The sequence below is a fragment of the Agrobacterium tumefaciens genome (assembly GCA_025560025.1).
Classification (GTDB): domain Bacteria; phylum Pseudomonadota; class Alphaproteobacteria; order Rhizobiales; family Rhizobiaceae; genus Agrobacterium.
Genome location: CP048485.1, coordinates 1,835,626 through 1,852,604, shown reverse-complemented (window position 1 = coordinate 1,852,604; position 16,979 = coordinate 1,835,626). Strand labels below are relative to the sequence as shown.

Sequence of the window (16,979 nt, the reverse complement as noted above, 5' to 3'; positions counted from 1 at the left end):
GCGGCGTTTTGTTATGTCCGCGCCGGAAAACCCTTTGGGGCTTCCGCGCCTGACCTTATTGGAAATAGTTCTGCAGCGGCTTCACTTCCAGATTGCCGGCCTTCAGCGCCTGAATGGCGAGGGCTGCGGCTTCCGCACCGGCCATCGTCGTGTAGTAGGGCACCTTCTGCATCAGCGTTGCGCGACGCAGCGACTTGCTGTCCGAAATCGCCTTGTTGCTGTCTGTCGTGTTGATGACGAGCTGGACCTGACGGTTGCGGATGGCGTCTTCGATATGCGGGCGGCCTTCCTGCACCTTGTTGATCTTTTCAGCATTGACGCCCTGCTCGGCAAGGAAACGCTGGGTGCCGCCGGTTGCCAGCACCTTGAAACCGCTCTCCACCAGAATGCGGATGGCCGGCAGAACGCCTTCCTTGTCGTCGTCACGTACCGAGACGAAGACCGTGCCGGAGCGCGGCAGGTCGACGCCGGCGCCGAGCTGGCTCTTGGCGAAGGCCAGCGCAAAATCCGTGTCGAGGCCGATGACTTCGCCGGTCGAGCGCATTTCCGGCCCAAGCAGAATGTCGACGCCGGGGAAGCGGGCGAAGGGGAAGACCGCCTCCTTGACGGCGATGTGCTTCAGGTTGCGCGGATCGGGCTTCTGGCCATAGGCGGCAATCGCCGGCTCCAGCTTCTCGCCGGCCATGACGCGGGCGGCGATCTTGGCAATCGGCGCGCCGATGGTCTTCGCCACGAAAGGCACGGTGCGCGAGGCACGCGGGTTGACTTCGAGAACGTAGATCGTGCCGTCCTTGATGGCGTATTGAACGTTCATCAGGCCGCCGACATTGAGCGCCTTGGCAAGCGCGGTCGTCTGGCGTTCCAACTCGTCGAGCGTTTCCTTGCTCAGCGACCGCGACGGCAGCGAGCAGGCCGAGTCGCCCGAATGGATACCGGCTTCTTCGATGTGTTCCATGATGCCGGAAACGAAGACGTTTTCGCCATCGCACAGCGCATCGACGTCCACTTCGACGGCGTTGGTCAGGTAGCTGTCGAACAGCAGCGGGTTCTTGCCGAGCAGGGTGTTGATCTGGCCGGTCTTGTCGTTCGGGTAGCGCTGCTTGATGTCCTCGGGCACCAGGCCCGGAACCGTGTCGAGCAGATAGGTCTGGAGCTGGCCTTCCGAATGGATGATCTGCATGGCGCGGCCACCCAGAACGTAAGACGGGCGAACGACCAGCGGGAAGCCGATTTCGGAGGCGACGAGGCGGGCCTGCTCGACCGAATAGGCAATGCCGTTGTTCGGTTGGGCGAGGTCCAGCTTCATCAGCAGCTTCTGGAAGCGGTCGCGGTCTTCGGCAAGGTCGATCATGTCAGGCGCGGTGCCGAGGATCGGGATACCGTTCTTTTCCAGCGCTTCGGCGAGCTTCAGCGGGGTCTGGCCGCCGAACTGCACGATGACACCAACCAGTTCGCCCTTTTCCTGTTCGGCGCGCATGATCTCGATCACGTCTTCGGCCGTCAGCGGTTCGAAATAGAGGCGGTCGGAGGTGTCGTAGTCGGTGGAAACCGTTTCCGGGTTGCAGTTGATCATGATCGCTTCGAAGCCGGCATCCTTCAGCGCGAAGGCGGCGTGGCAGCAGCAATAATCGAACTCGATGCCCTGGCCGATACGGTTCGGGCCACCGCCGAGGATGACGACCTTTTTGCGATCCGAAACCTGCGCTTCCGAGCGGGCAGCGCCGACGAAGGGGATTTCGTAGGTCGAATACATGTAAGCGGTCGGCGAAGCGAATTCGGCCGCGCAGGTGTCGATGCGCTTGAAGACCGGGCGGACGTTCAGGCTGTTGCGCAGTTCGGCCACTTCCTTCGGGCGCTTGGATGTCAGGCTGGCGAGGCGGGCGTCGGAGAAGCCCATGGCCTTCAGCATGCGCAGGTTCTCAGCATCCTGCGGCAGGCCGTGCTCGCGGATGCGGGCTTCCGTATCAACGATGGCCTTGAACTGGGCGATGAACCAGGGATCGATCTTCGAGTTCTCGTGAACTTCCTCTTCCGTCATGCCCATGCGCAGCGCCTGTGCGACCATGCGCAGGCGGTCCGGCGTCGGCGTGCCGATGGCGGCGCGGATGGCGTTCTTGGAGCCTTCGCCTTCCTCAAAACCCGGGATTTCGATTTCATCGAGACCCGTGAGGCCGGTTTCCATGCCGCGCAGCGCCTTCTGCAGCGATTCCGCGAAGGTGCGGCCGATGGCCATGACTTCACCGACCGACTTCATGGCGGTGGTGAGGATCGGCGAAGCGCCCGGGAACTTCTCAAAGGCAAAACGCGGGATCTTGGTGACGACGTAGTCGATGGAAGGCTCGAACGAAGCGGGCGTCGCGCCGCCGGTAATGTCGTTTTCCAGCTCGTCGAGCGTATAACCGATGGCGAGCTTGGCGGCGATCTTGGCGATGGGGAAGCCGGTCGCCTTCGATGCCAGGGCGGACGAGCGCGAGACGCGCGGGTTCATTTCGATGACGACGAGGCGGCCGTCCTTCGGGTTGACGGCGAACTGCACGTTCGAGCCGCCGGTTTCGACGCCGATCTCGCGCAGCACCGCAATCGAAGCGTTGCGCATGATCTGGTATTCCTTGTCGGTCAGCGTCAGCGCCGGTGCAACGGTGATCGAGTCACCCGTGTGGACGCCCATCGGATCGATGTTTTCGATGGAGCAGATGATGATGCAATTGTCCGCCTTGTCGCGGACGACTTCCATCTCATATTCCTTCCAGCCGAGAACAGACTCTTCGACCAGCACTTCGGTGGTCGGCGACGCGTCGAGGCCGCCGGAGACGATGTCGAAGAATTCCGAGCGGTTATAGGCAATGCCGCCGCCGGTGCCGCCAAGCGTGAAGGACGGACGGATGATGGCCGGCAGGCCGACATGGTCGATGGCCTGGGCGGCAATGGCCATGGCATGGGCCATGTAACGCTGCTTGCGGTCGGTCTCGCCAAGGTTCCACTGGTTTTCCAAATCGTCCAGCGCCTTGTCGAGATCGGGGCCGGAAAGCTTGCCCTTCAGCTCGGTGCGGGCGGCTTCGTGCTTCTTGCGGTCTGCGTCCTTGATCTCGGTGGCGTTGGCCAGCATGGACTTCGGCGTTTCGAGGCCGATGCGCGCCATGGCTTCGCGGAAGAGGGCGCGGTCTTCAGCCATATCGATGGCTTCCGGCTTTGCACCGATCATTTCCACGTTGTAGCGGTCGAGAACGCCCATGCGCTTGAGAGACAGCGCGGTGTTGAGCGCGGTCTGGCCGCCCATGGTCGGCAGCAGCGCGTCCGGACGTTCCTTGGCGATGATCTTGGCCACGACTTCAGGCGTGATCGGCTCGACATAGGTTGCGTCGGCAAGGCCCGGATCGGTCATGATCGTCGCCGGGTTGGAGTTGACCAGAATGACCCGGTAACCCTCTTCCTTCAGCGCCTTGCAGGCCTGTGTGCCGGAATAGTCGAATTCACATGCCTGACCGATGACGATCGGTCCCGCGCCGATGATGAGGATGGACTTGATATCTTGGCGCTTCGGCATGGCTCTCTCGTTCCGCTTTTTGGTTGCGCAAAACACCGGCCAGGGTGGAAGATCACCGGCCGGGGAGCGCAATTCAAATGTTTTCAGGCTAGAAGCGGCTTATAGGCAAATGTTTTTGAGAACGGAACCCCATAAATTCCGGAATCGACAGAAACTCTTAACGGGCAGGGACAAGGGCGGCAAAACGGGCCTGTACCGCTGCACTGTAAGAGCGGCTGACGGGAATTTCCGTACCGTCATGCATCACTACATAAAGACGTCCCGTCTTTCTCAGCAGCGAGACCACACCGGCATCGGCCACCCAATGGGAACGGTGCACCTGCAAGCCCTGCGTATCGCCGATTTCCCGCAGTGCATCGGCAAAGCGTAACAGAACGAGCTGGCGTCCGCGCGTGGTGACGATTTCGGTATAATGATCCTGCACGGAAAGGCGTAACAATTCACCACGCTTTTGCGGCGACAGCCGCTCCAGCAGCGGTGCGGTGTTTTTTATGCCGCGGTCTTCATCCTCCTCCATGTCCTTTGCCGCTTCGACAGCCTGACGCGCAGTGAGGTAGCTCAGCAGGCAAAAGATCGCGCAGAGCGGCAAGGCGGTGAGGCTGCCTCTCATTATGGGGAGGAAGCCGATGTTCCCGTCGTAAAAGGCATGGTTCGTAAGGGCGAGCAACAATCCGATCGGCAGGGATGAGAGCAGCGAGCCGATCATCATTCGCGTCAGCATACTCTCGATACTCCCCGCGAGGACGGCATTGGCGATGATGGAAAAGGCTATGGCGATTGCCCAGGCGCCGGTTTGAACGATCGTCCAGTAAAGCAGCCGGTCGGCGAAGCTCATGGTTTCGCTGGTCCCGAAAGGTCCGGTCAGAATGAAGATCGCCAATATGGCAAGAAATGTCAGCCACAGCCTGCGGGATTGCAGGACGGCGTGCATTTCACGAAGCGTGGATTGCAGATACGGGTGATCCACGAAGTTTTCCTGCGATTGACGCCAATCGATTTTTCTTTCGCGCATGTTTTGCCGAAATTGCCGGTGATTTCAACCAGGCCAGAACAGTAAACCCATGTCACTCCAGCCTTTGTTAGATGCACCGCTTGCCGTGCAATTCCATGTCCTGACCGTTGTGCCCGCAGCGTTTCTCGGGGCCTTTGTTTTTCTTCGCCCCAAGGGCACCGCCGTTCACCGGCTGCTGGGCAAGGTCTGGGTGGCGCTGATGATCGTAACGTCCGTTTCGACCTTCTTCATTCATGAATTGCGGATTTTTTACGGTTTTAGCCCGATCCACCTGCTTTCCATTTTCACCATATATGGCTGCCTGCAATCGGTCTATTTCGCGCGCCGTGGCGATATCGCACGCCATATGCGCATCATGCAGAGCGTTTATCTCGGTGGTATCGTGATTGCCGGCGGCTTCACCTTCGTTCCCGGACGCATCATGCATGAGGTTGCGTTCGACGGGAAAGCCGGTCTTGCGGCTCTTTCCGCCGTCGCACTCGTCTTCGCCTTCCTGTTTCTGACAGTGTTGAGGAAGAGACGCAGAACCGTATGAGAGACTCCATTTGCCGCCTCTGCTTTCTTCCGGAACAAGATGTATTATAGTGCCGTTATAAGGCAGCTTGTTGAGGCGATATACGCCGGGAGAAGAGCATGGAATGGAGAGGGCGTCGCCAGTCGGACAATATCGAGGACCGGCGCGGCATGTCAGCGGGATCGGGGCCTTCGGGTAACGATCCTTTTTCCCGTGGCGGGATGCGTGTGCCGATCGGGCGTCGCGGTGGCGGTATTGGCATCGGCGGTATTCTGGTCATTCTCCTGATCAGCTGGGTGCTCGGCATCAACCCGCTGACGCTGCTTTCCGGCGGCGATATTTCATTGGATGGCGGCACCTCGCAGCAATCCGGCACCCAGCAGTCCGGCACCCGTCCGCAGGGTCAGTCGTCAGACGAAACGACGGCTTTCGTGCGCACTGTTCTGGCCGAGACCGAAGATACTTGGAGCGGCATTTTCCAGTCCGCTGGCGAAACCTATCAGAAACCGACGCTGGTGTTGTTTTCGGGCCAGGTATCGTCGGCCTGCGGTTATGCTTCGGCCGCCAGCGGCCCGTTCTATTGCCCGGGAGACCGCAAGGTCTATCTCGACACCAGCTTCTTCAAGGAATTGGACCAGCGTTTTGGCGCAGCCGGCGATTTCGCTCAGGCTTACGTGATTGCGCATGAGGTGGGCCACCACATCCAGAACCTGACCGGCGTCCTGCCGGAGTTCAACCGCCGCCGCCAGTCGATGAGCCAGGTGGATGCCAACAAGATGTCCGTGCGTGTGGAGCTTCAGGCGGATTGTTATGCCGGCATCTGGGGCAAGTTCACCGAGCAGAAGGGCATTCTCGAAACCGGCGACCTCGAGGAAGCGCTCAATGCCGCCCACCAGATCGGCGACGACACCCTGCAAAAGCAGACTCAAGGCTATGTGGTGCCGGATAGTTTCAACCACGGCACCTCCGCGCAGCGCATGGAATGGTTCAAGCGCGGTTTCCAGAGCGGCCGTGTCGAGGATTGCGACACCTTCTCGGCGAATATCTGAGCAGACGTAAGAGGGGGCTTTTCAGCCCCCTTTTTTATTCAACGCAGTAAAAGCGCCACGGCATACATGCCGAGCGCAAAGACCGTGTGGGCAACGAGGTTGAGGACACGAACCTTGGTGGGATTGGGCGTCTTCGATGCTGCCCAGCCGATGCCAAGGCCCGGCTGCAGCAGGAACCAGCCCGCGCCGACCGTGACGATACCGACGATCCATGGCTGGACGAAGGACGGCTCGGAAAACCACGATGCCGGCACGATCAGGGCGAGAACCACGCCGTAGAGAATGCCGACGGCATAGTGTGAAATCCAGCCAAGTGCCAGTTCGTGTTCGTAGGGTGCGGCCGTGGCGATGCTGTCGTGAAATATCGTGCCCTTCGGCACATGCCAGAACCAGCGGCCGACCGGTGCCCAGTTCGGGGCGGACTGACCGAAAAACCGGTGTAGCACGATCGCCCATATATCCATAAACACGGTGCCGCCAATGCCCATGGCAATGCCGCGCCAAATCAGTTCCAGCATGGATCCCTCCGCAAATCATGATCGATCAAGCTCTATCGGATCGTGCCGGTGGCGGGAACAGGCTATTGGCGGGATGGGCAAGAAAAATGGCCGGATCGCTCCGGCCATCATATTGCGGAAAAGTGCGGAAACCTCTCTTCGTCATGCCGGACTTGATCCGGCATCCAGCCACGGCGCGTCTGCGCCGTGAGGAGAGCCTTTTGCGATCAAGGACTTGATCGTGGACCCCGGATCAAGTCCGGGGTGACGGAGTCTGTAGGTCTCGCCTGTGAGCTATTCTCACCTCACGCAGCGCGCCCATATTCCGCCTGCCGCCGCGTTGCCGTGGCGAGCTGGAACTGCGCGAGCAGATCGTTCAGCGCTGCTGCTTCCGAGGCCAGCCCATGGCTTGCCGCCGTCTGTTCCTCGACCATGGCGGCATTCTGCTGCGTGCCCTGATCGATGGTGTTGATGGCGGTGTTGATTTCCTGAAGGCCGGTGGACTGTTCGCGCGATGAGGTCACGATGGCGTCGATATGGCGGTTGATCTCCTGCACTTCGCGGACGATGGTTTCCAGCGCCTTGCCCGCATTGCCGACGAGATCGACACCGGACTGCACCTGCGACGTCGAGGCGTTGATCAGCGTCTTGATCTCCTTGGCCGCATTGGCGGAGCGCTGGGCGAGTTCGCGCACTTCCTGGGCGACGACGGCAAAACCCTTGCCAGCCTCGCCGGCGCGGGCGGCTTCCACACCGGCATTCAGCGCCAGAAGGTTGGTCTGGAAGGCGATTTCGTCGATCACGCCGATGATGTTGCTGATCTCGGAGGATGATTTTTCGATGCCTTCCATGGCGCGAACGGCGTCTTCAACGATGATGCCGGATTGTTCGGCATTGTTGCGCGCGCGGTCAACGAGACGACCGACTTCTTCGGCACGGCGGGCGGAATCCTTGACCGTCGTGGTGATTTCCTCGAGTGCCGCTGCAGTCTCTTCCACGGAGGCTGCCTGTTGCTCGGTGCGCCGCGCCAGATCGTCGGCGGACTGGCGGATTTCTCCCGCACCGGCGTCGATTGCCCGCGCATTCTGGCCAACGGTGCTCAAGGCAACATTGAGCTTGGCGACGGAATTGTTGAAATCATCGCGCAGCCGGTCGATGCGGGTCACGAAAGGCGTGTCGATGCGGTAGTTGAGATCGCCGTTCGAAAGATGTGCCAGCCCCTTGGCGAGCGAATCGACCGCGAACTGGATGTCTGCCGCGTCTTTAGCCGCCAGTCTTTCGCGGTCGTTGCGTTCCTGTTCGGAAAGCGTGCGGTTCTGCTCGGCGTCACCTTCGAGGCGCAGACGCTCCGTGGCGTTCGATCTGAATACGGCGACTGCCGCGGCCATTGAGCCGATCTGGTCGGTGCGTTCCTGGCCCGGAATGGTGACGTTGAGATTGCCGGCCGCAAGGCCTTCCATTGCGGCGGTCATCTGCGTGACCGGGCGAACGATGAAACGGCTGAGCACGGTGGCAAGCAGGCCGATCATGATGGCGGCAGCGAGAATGGTGGCTATGGTTGCCGCCAGACGGAACTGGCCGATTGCGCTGTAGGCGACATCGGAATCGACCACGAAACCGAGATACCAGTCGACCGAAGGCAGGCCGGCGACCGGGATGAAGCTGGTGATCTTGCCCTTGCCGTCGATCTCCGTCTGCGAAATTGCCGAGGAAATCGCCGGTGTGTCGACCTTGAAGAGATCGGTAATCGGCTTGTCGACAAATTTCGGATCGGGGTGAATAAGGATCTTGCCCTCCTTGCTGACGAGGAATGCATATCCATCCGTGCCGGCATCGACCGATTTGATCATGTTGACCAGCGATTCCAGCGAGAAGTCGCTGCCGGTAACGCCGGCAAGCTTGCCGTCGATGGAAACGGGAATGGCGGCGGTGATGATGAGGCCGCCGGTCGAGGCATCGCTATAGGGTTCGGTCAGCACAGGCTTGCCGGCCTTGACGGCATCCAGATACCAGGGGCGCTTGCGCGGGTCATAACCTTCCGGCAGCGGCAATTTCGGGAAGGTCGTGAAGCTGCCGGTTTCGGCATTGCCGAAATAGGTGGACATGAATTGTGCCGTCAGAACATCGTTCTGCAGGAACTGCACCTTGGCGTCGTCATCGGAAAGCTTGGCAAGCGTTTTCGCCACCGTGTCGGTCAGCATGATGCGGCCGTTCAGCCAGTTGGCGATGCTCTGGGCGGCCTGTTTGCCGGAAGAATCAATGTTTTCCGCCACGGCTTCCGTCGTCACCCGATGCTGGAGGCTATCGATGTAGAAAGAAAAGCCTGCAAAGGCGGCGACGACAAGCGATGACGCCGCAAACAGAATGCGCGTCATGAGATTGGTTTTTTTTGGCAAGCTACACGTCCTTGGAACCAGATGCCCGTTCGGTTCATCTTGGATAATGATGGGAAAGACATGCCTCAATGGCGGGAATATTCTGCGTCATGCAGCTTATGATTTTAAAGAACTTCGCGATGTTCTAATGGGTAAAGTGAAATGGTAAAATTCGGCTAAATTTGTTTTATGTCATGCCGTTTCGGCCGATCTTGAACGGATGTCGCACCTAGGACGGCCATTTGCGTAAATTTTGATCATTGATCCGCAAAGGTTGCGTGCAGGAGGGGAATATTTTATTCATCGACCTGCTGCCGTTGCGCAATTCGCGGGCAACGGCCAAAATTCAGGTGAATTACAATGTCTTCGTCGGTTGTTGCAGAAACCGTTCCCACCGGATCGGGGTCGTGGCTTTCGCATTTCAGGGCTACGCTTGCGCTGGGAATTCCGCTTATCGGTGCGCAGCTCGCGCAGCTTGGCATCCATACCACTGACATGGTCATCGTCGGCCAGCTGGGTGCCGAAAAGCTCGCGGCCATGGTGCTGGCCGGGCAGTTCTTCTTCGTCGTTTTCATTTTCGGCTCGGGATTTTCCGTGGCCGTGGTGCCGATGGTGGCGCAGGCCTACGGACAGGGGGATGCGACGGCGGCCCGCCGCTCGCTGCGCATGGGCATGTGGGTGGCGATCGCCTACTGGGTGCTCGCTTTGCCGATATTCTTCAATGCCGAGCGCATCCTGATCTATCTCGGGCAGAACCCTGATGTCGCAGCGCTGACCGGCCACTATCTCGCCATCGCCAAATTCGGCCTTCTGCCGGCGCTGCTTTTCTATGTGCTGCGCGGACTTGTCAGTGCCATCGGCCGTGCGGGCATCATTCTTTATGTCACCATCATCATGCTGTTGATGAATGGCGTGCTCGCCTATGCGCTGGTGTTCGGCCATTTCGGATTGCCGGCAATGGGCATGAATGGTGCTGCCGTCGTTGCCGTCATCGTCAATGCCTTCAGCTTCATCTTCATTGTCGCTTACGTGCAGACGCGTGAGGAAACGAAAAAATACGAGCTGTTCGTGCGCTTCTGGCGGCCGGACTGGCATGCGCTGTTCGAAGTGCTGCGCCTCGGCCTGCCGATCGGCATCACCATCCTTGCCGAAGTGACGCTGTTTGCCGCCGCTTCCATTCTGATGGGACAGATCGGCACCGTGCAGCTGGCGGCGCACGGCATTGCCCTGCAGCTTGCGTCCATCGCCTTCATGATCCCGCTTGGTCTGGCGCAGGCCGCAACCGTTCGGGTGGGAATAGCGCGCGGCCAGGGCGATTTCAAAAACCTCGTTCGCGCTTCCATCATGGTCTATGCGATTGCGTGCGGCATTGCAGTTTGCGGCGGCATCCTGTTTGCGGCGGTTCCGGAATTCCTGGCGAAATGGTTCCTTGATGCGAAACTGCCGGAAGCGGCGGAAGTGCTTGCCTATGCCAGCAGCCTGGTGGTGATTGCCGGCATCTTCCAGCTGGTCGATGGCATTCAGGCCGTCACCGCGGGCTTGCTGCGCGGATTGAAGGATGCGCGCATTCCGGCGATGCTGGCGCTGATTTCCTATTGGCCGATCGGGCTGGCGCTTGCCTGGACCATGGCCTTTCCGCTCGGCTTTGGCGGGCGGGGCGTCTGGTTCGGTTTCGTGATCGGCCTTTCGACGGCAGCCGTTCTCCTGACCGTGCGTTTCGTCATTCTGGTGAAGCGTGAAATGCGAACGGCCCGCTGATAGCGGGCCGTGATGATTCTTACATGTAACTCTGGTCATCCCGGTCTCGATGGATCCTCTGGTCAAGCCTGAGGATGACGTGGAGTATGGGGACGGCCTATCAGCGCTCGGCGAGCGCTGCTTCGCCCTGTCTCTCGCGCAGCAGGTTGACGAAGCGGCGGAAGAGGTAGTGGCTGTCCTGCGGGCCGGGCGATGCTTCCGGGTGATGCTGGACGGAGAAGACCGGCTTGCCGATGATGCGCAGGCCACAATTGGTGCCATCGAACAGCGAGATGTGGGTTTCTTCGACGCCATCCGGCAGCGACTTGGTGTCGACTGCAAAGCCGTGGTTCATGGAGACGATTTCAACCTTGCCGGTGGTGAAGTCCTTGACCGGGTGGTTCGCGCCGTGATGGCCCTGATGCATCTTTTCGGTCTTTGCGCCGACGGCGAGGCCGAGCATCTGGTGACCAAGGCAGATGCCGAAGATCGGCAGTTCGCTCTTGATGAGGTTCTGGATGACGGGCACGGCATATTCGCCTGTCGCGGCCGGGTCTCCGGGGCCGTTGGAGAGGAACACGCCATCCGGCTTTAGCGCCAAAATGTCTTCGGCCGAAGTCTGGGCCGGAACCACAGTTACCTTGCAATCGAGACCGGCGAAGAGGCGCAGGATGTTGCGCTTGACGCCAAAATCCACGCAGACGACGTGATATTTCGCATCGGCTTCGCCGAGCGTGCCGTAGCCCTTGTTCCAGACCCACGGCGTTTCCGTCCAGGTGGAGGACTGACCGGAGGTGGCTTCGATGGCGAGGTCGAGGCCGACAAGGCCGCTCCATGCCTTTGCTTCCGCCTTCAGCGCCTCGATGTCGAAGACGCCGTTCGGGTCATGGGCGATCACCGCGTTCGGCGCGCCGTTTTCGCGAATCCATGCCGTCAGCGCGCGCGTGTCGATGCCGCAGAGGCCAATGACGCCGCGGGCCTTCAGCCAGGCGTCCAGATGCTTGACGGCGCGGAAGTTCGACGGGTCGGTGATGTCGGCCTTGAAGATGACGCCGACGGCGCCACGGCGGGCGGCGGGGGTCAGGTCTTCAATGTCTTCCTCGTTTGTGCCGACATTGCCGATATGCGGGAAGGTGAAGGTGACGATCTGGCCGAGATAGGAGGGATCGGTGAGGATTTCTTCGTAACCCGTCAGCGCCGTGTTGAAACAGACTTCGGCCTGTACCTTGCCGGTTGCGCCGATACCCGTTCCTTCAATCACCGTGCCATCGGCAAGAACAAGCATTGCGGTCGGTTTGCGGGTAGTCCAGGGCGCTGTCTCGGTCATCTCGTTCCGTTTCTGCCGCTTCGCACCCCGCCTCTTGAAAGGCAGGGGGTAAGGGGCCATTTTTGTCGCAGGCTTCGTGACATAAAGGGGCGCGCGATAAACTCGCGTTCCGACCCTTCGTTAAAATCTCGTGCAGGTGCCGGAAAATAACGAAAGCTGCCCAAGCGGTCAACCGCAGGCTCAAGATTTACGCGGAATTAAACCTTCGTACATTCAAGGGCTTATGCATTTGATTTGCTTGAGCGGGTTTGCTCGTTTATGTCGTTGCGAAAAATAAGGTGGAAAGTTTCCGTATGAAGAAGCTGCGGAATGCGCTTTCCCAAGGAGAAAAAGAAATGCTGCGCGATGTATTCGCAAATACTTTGAAGGAATCGCTGAAGGCTCGTGATGCGCGCCGCACATCGACCGTGCGCCTCATCCAGACGGCCATCAAGGACCGTGACATTGCCAATCGCGGCGTGGGCAAGGATCCCGTCAGCGATGAGGATATCATGCAGATTCTGACCAAGATGGTGAAGCAGCGGGAAGAGTCCGCCAGCATCTATGACGGCGCCGGCCGGCCCGAGCTTGCCGCTCAGGAACGCGAGGAAATCGTCATCATCAAGGAATTCATGCCGGAAGAGATTCCGGCAGAGAAGGTACGCGAACTGTGCCAGGCCGTCATCAGCGAGACCGGCGCGTCCGGCCTGCGTGACATGGGCAAATGCATGAATGCGCTGAAGGAACGCTATCCCGGCCAGATCGACTTCGCGAAGGCCTCCGGCGTCGTCAAGGATCTGTTGAAGTAAGGATTTGCTGAAGCGGGCTTTTGCCATTCAGAAGAATTAAAGGCGGGGCAGCCACAGGTGCCCCGCCTTTTTTGTGCTGACGACGATATATCGCGGCAGATCAAATGCTGTCATGCGCAGGTATCAAGGGCCGCGTAGAACCCGGTCCGGACGCGTCAAAGGGGCATCGCGATAGCGCCTTCTGCCTGTCACATCCCGTAAGGCCTCCTCGGCGCAGGACATCAATAACGGAGCACTTTTTTGAATTTCAGCCTCGATGTAGCATCGCCAGCCGATGCATCCGTTTTCCAAAACCTGATGCAGTTATATACGCATGATTTTTCCCAGTTCTGGGCGGGGACGCCGCGTGGGGAACTTGAGCAAAATGGCCGATTTCCCGACTATCCACTCGATGCTTATTTCGATCGTCCTCACTGGTCGGCCTTCTTGTTAAAGGCAGATGAAAGACCTGTTGGCTTTGCACTCATAAATGACGCGAGCCATTCGACGTTGCCTACCGACTATTCCGTCGCCGAGTTCTTCATCGTGCGTAAGTATCGTGGTCAGGGATTTGGGCTGATTGCGGCGCAAAGACTTTTTCAACAGCATCCGGGAGCCTGGGAGGTCGCTGTCGCCAGAAAGAACGTTGCTGCACTGAGATTCTGGCAAGGTGCGATCCGCAAAAGTGCGGTTGAAAACAGCATGTCCGAGTTGGACTGGGATCGTCCCGAATGGAATGGCGCCATCATCCGATTTCATGTCGCGGCATAGGACGGAGCATTGCTAGTCTGGCACCGAAGGACTGCAAACGGATGCTTCCGCATGTTGAGAAAAGTAAAGGCAGGGTAGCCATGGCTACCCTGCCTTTTTTCTGCCGACGAAAGCGCATTCCGGCGGATCAAAATGCGGTCCTTCACAGGCTTTTTTCGGGGGACGTGCCTGCGGGCGTCGGCAGATTTATGCGGAGATCAAGCACTGCCTTCAGGTATGTTTTTACATTGCCGCAGCGGGCGGCTCAAATTACAAAAACATAATTTTTGGTGATGGTGCACTGCCACAAATTTGCCGGAAGCAGGCGCGATGGCGATTTGCTGCCTTCAGCCCTGCCGTTTTTTCTGCTCATGCACATAATGGCGCAGGACCGCATTCATGCGTGTCTGATAGCCTTTTCCGGTGGACTTGAAGAAGTCCACCACATCCTGATCAACGCGGATGGAAATGGATTGTTTGGCTGTCGGAAAAACGACTTCAGCCTTCGACCAGTCGATATCGTCGAAGCCTGCCCAGTCCGGATCGTCGCGTGTGGCGCGTTCGATATCCTCGTCGGTCATGGCATCGACACGCGCCCAGTCGGTTCGATCTTCGCCCTTGGCGATCTTTTCCCGGATCTCATCCAGAGAATATCTGACGATACGTTCTTCGCTCATTTTTCCTCGTCGCCCGCGCTGATATGATCCGGCAGATATCTCCCCGCATCGTATAGATAATTGCGATCAGATCGTCTGTTTCCGGGCATATCGCCAGAATGCGACTCTCTCCGTTTTGATCGGAGCGACTTTCCAGATGCGGTTGCGAAAGCGCTCTTGCCGCCCTCGGAAAGTCGATACCGTGCTTCTGAATGTTAATCAGCCGCTTGTTTTCATCCCATTCAAAGGAAATGAAATCTCTCGTCACAATGTCCATGAGCCGCCTGAAACCGATTCCAGTTCAAAGGCACTCATGTGCGGCTCGCGTATATTCGTCTGTATATACATTAATGTCAACGCCGCCTGTGAATAGTGGGTATTCTTTACCTATCCATTTTGTATTGCGGCCGTTCTGCGCTTATATGAAAGACTGGCCTCAAACGGGTAACCCATGCGCTTTTCCAATTCTTTTCTCGATGAGATACGCGACCGCGTGCACATCTCCGATGTGATTGGCCGACGTGTGTCCTGGGACAAGAAGAAGACGAATACGTCACGCGGTGATTATTGGGCCTGCTGCCCGTTCCACGGCGAGAAAAGTCCCAGTTTCCATTGTGAGGACCGCAAGGGGCGCTATCATTGCTTTGGCTGCGGTGTTTCCGGCGATCATTTCCGGTTTCTGACGGAACTCGAAGGACTGAGTTTTCCAGAGGCTGTGCAGCAGGTCGCCGACATGGCAGGCATCGCGATGCCGCAGCCCGATCCGCAGGCGGAAAAGCGTGAGCGTGAGCGCACCTCGCTTCAGGACGTCATGGAAATGGCGACGCTGTTCTTTCAGGACCAGCTGCAGACGGCGCTGGGCGCGCGGGCGCGGGCCTATCTGCGTGATCGTGGGCTGACCGGGCGCACCATCGAGACCTTCCGGCTCGGTTTTGCGCCTGATAGCCGCAATGCGCTGAAAGAGCATCTGGCAAGCAAAGGCGTGTCGCGGGAACAGATGGAAGCCTGCGGGCTGGTGGTGCATGAAAATGTGCCCGTCTCCTACGACCGCTTCCGCGACCGCATCATGTTCCCGATCCTGTCGTCACGCGAAAAGGTGATCGCCTTTGGCGGCCGCGCCATGGCGGCGGATGCGGTGGCGAAATATCTGAATTCCAACGAGACCGAACTTTTTCACAAGGGCAATGTTCTCTACAATTTCGCCCGTGCCCGGCGTGCCTCGCAGGCGGCCGGCGGTTCGGTGATCGCCGTTGAAGGTTATATGGATGTCATCGCGCTCTATCAGGCCGGTGTCGAAAATGCTGTCGCGCCGCTCGGCACGGCGCTGACGGAAAGCCAGCTCGATCTCCTCTGGAAGATGTCACCGCAGCCGATCCTCTGCTTTGATGGCGATGGTGCGGGCATTCGCGCCGCCAATCGCGCGGCGGATCTGGCCCTGCCGCATATCAAGCCGGACCGTTCGGTGAGCTTCGCGCTTCTGCCTGACGGCAAGGACCCGGACGATCTCGTGCGGCTGGAGGGGCGCGCGCCGTTTGACCGGGTGCTTTCGGAAGCAAAGCCGCTCGCCGCGATGATCTGGAGCCGGGAGACCGCCGGTGTCACCTTCGACACGCCGGAAAAGCGCGCCCAGCTTGAAAGCCGCCTGCGACAGATCGTTGCCGTCATCGGTGACGAGGCGGTGCGGCGTTTTTACCAGCAGGATATGCGCGACAGGTTGAATGGCTTCTTCCAGCCGCGTTTTCAACCGTCTGGGGCGCAGGGCGGGAATTTTCGACGGGACGGCGGCCAGGGAGGCGGGCGCGGTTTCCAGCGAAACGCTTCTGGAAGAGGCGGGGCCATGGGCACACCGGCCAGCAGCATTTCTGACCGGCTGGCGCAATCCGGTCTGGTCAAGGGACACCAGACAAAACCGTCGCTGAGGGAAAGCGTCCTTGCCATTACCATCGTCAATCATCCCGAACTTCTGCTCGAGGAATATGACGAGATCGCCGCCATTGATTACGAGAACCGCGATCTGCAACGGCTGTGGTCGACGGTGCTGACCTTTGCGGCGGAAAGTGCTGCCGACATATCACGGGCTGGCCTGATCGAACGCCTGTCGCAGCAGGGTTTCGAAGTGCTGCTGAAGACCATGGACCAGCAGGTGCGCAATGCCCGGCTGTGGACGGCCACCGAACAGGCGGCAATGGAGGATGCGCGGGAAGGATATGTGCAGGCGCTTTCGCTGCATAAGAGGACGAAATCCCTGCTCTGGCAAAAACGGGAGCTGGAACGGGAAATCGCCGAGGCGACGGATGACGAGCGCGGCACACTTCTGGTGCGGGCGCTGGCCGAAGTGCAGCTTGAAATCGGCCGCATGGAAAATCAGGAGGCGATTATCGACGGTTTCGGGGTCATGTCCGGGCGGGTGAAGGGGCCTGCCTTCGGCCATGGGTAGGGGCGGTCGGGAATAATTGAAAGGCGTGTGGGGTTGCCTTTTGCGGCAGGCGTCCTAAATAGGGGGTAGTCTGGTGATAACCCGCAAAATGCGGCCTTTTTTACGAATTTCCTTGGCTGTCTCGCCCCTAAAGGCTTGACGCGACGGGAAATAGCGGGAATCACCATTTCAGGAAAAGTAAGGTGGAATGAGCCTTGGCGGATAGAAATTGCATGAGCAAGCATTTCCGGGTGCACTGTCTTTGCATTCTGCCTGAGGCTGCCGTGGTTAATCGGCAATTAAAGATCACTCCGTTAGGTGTCTGACAGTGATTC

The 16,979-nt window shown here is 59.0% G+C and carries 13 protein-coding genes; 6 read left to right on the top strand and 7 right to left on the bottom strand.

Annotation, left to right across the window (positions count from 1 at the left end; all coding sequences use genetic code 11):
- Nucleotides 1-55 precede the first annotated feature (55 nt).
- Both carB and FY152_09100 read right to left on the bottom strand, forming a co-directional pair.
- On the bottom strand, nucleotides 56-3,544 hold the full coding sequence (gene carB / locus FY152_09105) for a carbamoyl-phosphate synthase large subunit (GenBank protein UXS32239.1): 3,489 nt from the start codon (nucleotides 3,542-3,544) through the stop codon (nucleotides 56-58).
- Nucleotides 3,545-3,701: 157 nt separating this feature from the next.
- Nucleotides 3,702-4,556, bottom strand: a complete 855-nt coding sequence (locus FY152_09100; GenBank protein ID UXS32238.1) for a response regulator transcription factor — start codon at nucleotides 4,554-4,556, stop codon at nucleotides 3,702-3,704.
- 49 nt (nucleotides 4,557-4,605) lie between these two features.
- On the opposite strand from FY152_09100, the gene FY152_09095 reads away from it, so the two are divergent.
- Nucleotides 4,606-5,091 carry a DUF2306 domain-containing protein gene (locus FY152_09095; protein UXS32237.1) on the top strand — a complete coding sequence of 162 codons (486 nt, stop codon included), beginning with the start codon at nucleotides 4,606-4,608 and terminating at the stop codon, nucleotides 5,089-5,091.
- 98 nt (nucleotides 5,092-5,189) lie between these two features.
- Nucleotides 5,190-6,119 (top strand): zinc metallopeptidase, encoded by a 930-nt coding sequence (locus FY152_09090; protein ID UXS32236.1) that lies wholly within the window; start codon nucleotides 5,190-5,192, stop codon nucleotides 6,117-6,119.
- 38 nt (nucleotides 6,120-6,157) lie between these two features.
- Here the strand turns inward: FY152_09090 and FY152_09085 are convergent, their stop codons facing one another.
- Together FY152_09085 and FY152_09080 are read right to left on the bottom strand one after the other, a co-directional pair.
- Nucleotides 6,158-6,637, bottom strand: coding sequence for a DUF2938 domain-containing protein (locus FY152_09085; GenBank protein ID UXS32235.1), 480 nt, complete (start codon nucleotides 6,635-6,637; stop codon nucleotides 6,158-6,160).
- A gap of 284 nt (nucleotides 6,638-6,921) precedes the next feature.
- Nucleotides 6,922-8,991: a HAMP domain-containing protein gene (locus FY152_09080; GenBank protein ID UXS33249.1), complete on the bottom strand. Its 2,070-nt coding sequence runs from the start codon at nucleotides 8,989-8,991 to the stop codon at nucleotides 6,922-6,924.
- Nucleotides 8,992-9,351: 360 nt separating this feature from the next.
- Between FY152_09080 and FY152_09075 the strand changes: the two genes are divergently transcribed.
- Nucleotides 9,352-10,749 (top strand): MATE family efflux transporter, encoded by a 1,398-nt coding sequence (locus FY152_09075; GenBank protein ID UXS32234.1) that lies wholly within the window; start codon nucleotides 9,352-9,354, stop codon nucleotides 10,747-10,749.
- Nucleotides 10,750-10,849: 100 nt separating this feature from the next.
- Here the strand turns inward: FY152_09075 and carA are convergent, their stop codons facing one another.
- Nucleotides 10,850-12,055 (bottom strand): glutamine-hydrolyzing carbamoyl-phosphate synthase small subunit, encoded by a 1,206-nt coding sequence (gene carA, locus FY152_09070; protein UXS32233.1) that lies wholly within the window; start codon nucleotides 12,053-12,055, stop codon nucleotides 10,850-10,852.
- Nucleotides 12,056-12,390: 335 nt separating this feature from the next.
- Between carA and FY152_09065 the strand changes: the two genes are divergently transcribed.
- Nucleotides 12,391-12,843: a GatB/YqeY domain-containing protein gene (locus FY152_09065; protein ID UXS32232.1), complete on the top strand. Its 453-nt coding sequence runs from the start codon at nucleotides 12,391-12,393 to the stop codon at nucleotides 12,841-12,843.
- A 240-nt stretch (nucleotides 12,844-13,083) separates the two neighbouring features.
- Entirely contained in the window at nucleotides 13,084-13,593 is a 510-nt protein-coding gene (locus FY152_09060; protein ID UXS32231.1) for a GNAT family N-acetyltransferase, read from the top strand.
- Nucleotides 13,594-13,919: 326 nt separating this feature from the next.
- Here the strand turns inward: FY152_09060 and FY152_09055 are convergent, their stop codons facing one another.
- Both FY152_09055 and FY152_09050 read right to left on the bottom strand, forming a co-directional pair.
- Complete coding sequence (locus FY152_09055) at nucleotides 13,920-14,249, bottom strand: BrnA antitoxin family protein (protein ID UXS32230.1); 330 nt, start codon at nucleotides 14,247-14,249, stop codon at nucleotides 13,920-13,922.
- Nucleotides 14,212-14,505: a BrnT family toxin gene (locus FY152_09050; GenBank protein ID UXS32229.1), complete on the bottom strand. Its 294-nt coding sequence runs from the start codon at nucleotides 14,503-14,505 to the stop codon at nucleotides 14,212-14,214. Before FY152_09050 ends, FY152_09055 begins: the two co-directional genes overlap by 38 nt.
- A 174-nt stretch (nucleotides 14,506-14,679) precedes the next feature.
- Here FY152_09050 and FY152_09045 point away from each other — a divergent pair, with 174 nt between their 5' ends.
- Entirely contained in the window at nucleotides 14,680-16,665 is a 1,986-nt protein-coding gene (locus FY152_09045) for a DNA primase (protein ID UXS32228.1), read from the top strand.
- Nucleotides 16,666-16,979: the final 314 nt, after the last annotated feature.